At 38.4% G+C, this 2459-nt stretch carries 4 protein-coding genes and 1 pseudogene; all 5 read left to right on the top strand.

All coding sequences use genetic code 11. The features are described 5' to 3' along the window. A partial coding sequence (locus Q1553_RS08325) for a hemolysin family protein (protein ID WP_300842923.1) occupies positions 1-840 on the top strand: 840 nt, incomplete at its 5' end. Between the two features lie 2 nt (positions 841-842). Then, a complete protein-coding gene (locus Q1553_RS08320; RefSeq protein WP_115551710.1) occupies positions 843-1031 on the top strand; it encodes a hypothetical protein in 189 nt (62 codons plus the stop codon). Between the two features lie 12 nt (positions 1032-1043). Next, complete coding sequence (purE, locus tag Q1553_RS08315) at positions 1044-1538, top strand: 5-(carboxyamino)imidazole ribonucleotide mutase (protein ID WP_115551709.1); 495 nt, start codon at positions 1044-1046, stop codon at positions 1536-1538. Between the two features lie 8 nt (positions 1539-1546). Then, a complete protein-coding gene (locus Q1553_RS08310; RefSeq protein ID WP_300842922.1) occupies positions 1547-2095 on the top strand; it encodes a DUF3972 domain-containing protein in 549 nt (182 codons plus the stop codon). Next, positions 2037-2459: pseudogene (locus tag Q1553_RS08305) on the top strand (hypothetical protein); the annotation flags it as partial. The gene Q1553_RS08310 and the pseudogene Q1553_RS08305, both read left to right, overlap by 59 nt.

The following is a 2459-nucleotide window of genomic DNA, read 5'->3' as shown; positions in this document are numbered from 1 at the left end:
GCGGTTTTTTCTTTGCACAAAATGGGCATTAAACCCGCAAGTGAGGGAGAGGAGAGTGCGCACTCCGAAGAGGAGCTTAAAATTATCGTAGGAGAAAGCTTAAAAGGTGGCTATTTAGATACGATTGAAAATGAGATTATCCAAAATGCAGTGAGTTTTTCGGATACGATGGCAAAAGAGATTATGACACCTAGAAAAGATATGATTTGTTTGTATGATGATAATTCCTATGAGGAAAATATGAGAATCGTAACTTCTACAAAGCACACGCGTTATCCTTATTGCAAAGAGGGCAAGGATAATATCATCGGAATGGTGCATTTACGAGACTTGCTTGAGACGATGTTGAGTGAGAATCCCTCCAAAGAATTGGAAAGTTTAATTAGAGAAATCATCATTGTTCCAGAAAGTGCTTCAATTTCAAATATTCTAATTCAGATGAATCGTCGCCAAATCCACACCGCTCTTGTTGTAGATGAATACGGAGGCACGGCTGGTTTGCTAACAATGGAGGATATTTTAGAGGAAGTCATCGGAGATATTAGCGACGAACATGACAAGAAAAATGATGATTACCACAAGATTGATGAAGATTCCTACTCTTTTGATGGTATGTTGGATTTGGAGCGCGTTGCAGATGTTTTGGGGATTGAGTTTGAAAAAGACACCGAGCAGGTAACGATTGGAGGTTATGTTTTTAATCTTTTGGAGCGAATGCCTGTTGTAGGTGATGTGATTAGCGATGAATTTTGTGATTATGAAGTTTTAGCGACACAAGGAGCTAGAATCGTGCGCTTAAAAGCCACTAAAAAATCTTTTAAATTGAGTAATGAGGAATAAATGTGCTTGGTTGGTTTTTAATGCTTTTGCAACTTTTATTCATTGGGTTAAAGCTTGCAGATAAGATTCAATGGTCGTGGTGGCTTGTGTTGTTGCCAACTTTTATTTATTTGTTTTTGTATTTATTTTTATTTACTTTGATAATGAGTGGATTGTTTATTGGGCTTGGTTTGTCCTTATCGGTATTGTAAAAAGGAGAAAAAATGGAATTTGTGGCAATTTTGATGGGAAGTAAAAGTGATTACGAAGTGATGAGCGCGTGTATCAAGGTGTTAGAAAAGTTTGATGTTGCGTATGAAGTCATTATTAGTTCGGCACATCGTAGCCCGAATCGCACAAAAGAGTATGTCAAAAATGCAGAGCAAAAGGGCGCAAAAGTTTTTATTGCTGCAGCGGGTATGGCGGCACATTTAGCAGGAGCGGTGGCATCACAGACGACAAAACCTGTGATTGGTGTGCCTCTAAAAGGTGGAGCTTTAGAAGGTTTGGACGCTTTGCTTTCTACCGTGCAAATGCCCTCTGGTATGCCTGTTGCTACTGTGGCTTTAGGGAAAATTGGCGCAGTCAATAGTGCGTATCTTGCGATGCAAATCTTGGCATTAAGTGATGCGGAATTGGGCGGAAAACTCAAAGAAGACCGCGTGATGAAAGCGAAAAATGTGGAATTGGATTCTAGCGATATTGAAGTGATTTTGTAAGGTAGAGAATGGAAACTTGGGTTGTAATTGATGAGTTTGTAAAGCTTGCGCAATTAGAAAAAGAAAAAGTTTTGGAAATGGTGGCAAAGGGAGAATTAAAAAGCAAACAAGAAAATGAGCAATTCTACATTGATGCAGGAAGTGGCACACACGCATTAGTTAAAAGCGGCATTACAAGTGGTAGTGCGGTGATAGTGCAAGGAGAAAATGCTGTAAGTAGTGCCGTAGATAGTGAGTTTGTGGAAAAAACGATTGGCACGATTCTAAGTCTGCACGAAAAGGTTGTAAGTTCTAAAGAGGAAACTATTTCAAGCGTTAAAAACGAAAATCAATTTCTTAAAGACGCGCTTTTTAACACCCAAGAAGTCTATGAAGACGATAAGAAAACGATTGCGATTCTTAGAGAGCAATTACGCGCCGCACAAGAAGAAATTGACTTTCTTAAGCGCAAATATCGCTTGATGTGGGGTAAAGCAATTGATATAAAAGCAAAAGGAAATGTCCAAGAACAGGAGAGCGAAGAGCAAACCACAAAAGATTCAGCCAAAGAATCGTAAAATCAAGGATTTTCTCATTAATTTAACCTACGAATGCCTAGAATGTTTGCTCAAACAAGCGCAATCTACTGCGAAGATTTATTGTGCGCAATTCCATAAGGATTCCAAAGAATCTGCGCAAATAGAGCAAATGACTTGCAGTGTTGTCAAAGACTTATTCAAGACTTTAGAGGATTTTCAAGATTTAAGTTTGGAAAATTTAAAGAATGAAAACAGAAATCTAACGTGCAAAGATAAGGCAAAATTACAAGACTTGATGCGGGAGTTTTTCAAGCAAAAATATACCCTCTCTTTTGATATAGAATCCCAAAATCATATTGAGATTCCACCTACAATGTTGGCGGTGCTTGTGTATGATAGAATT

It is taken from the genome of Helicobacter sp. UBA3407 (assembly GCF_949747025.1).
Lineage (GTDB): Bacteria > Campylobacterota > Campylobacteria > Campylobacterales > Helicobacteraceae > Helicobacter_D > Helicobacter_D ganmani.
The sequence above is the reverse complement of the archived record's forward strand: the minus strand, read 5'-3'. Positions and strand labels throughout refer to the sequence as shown.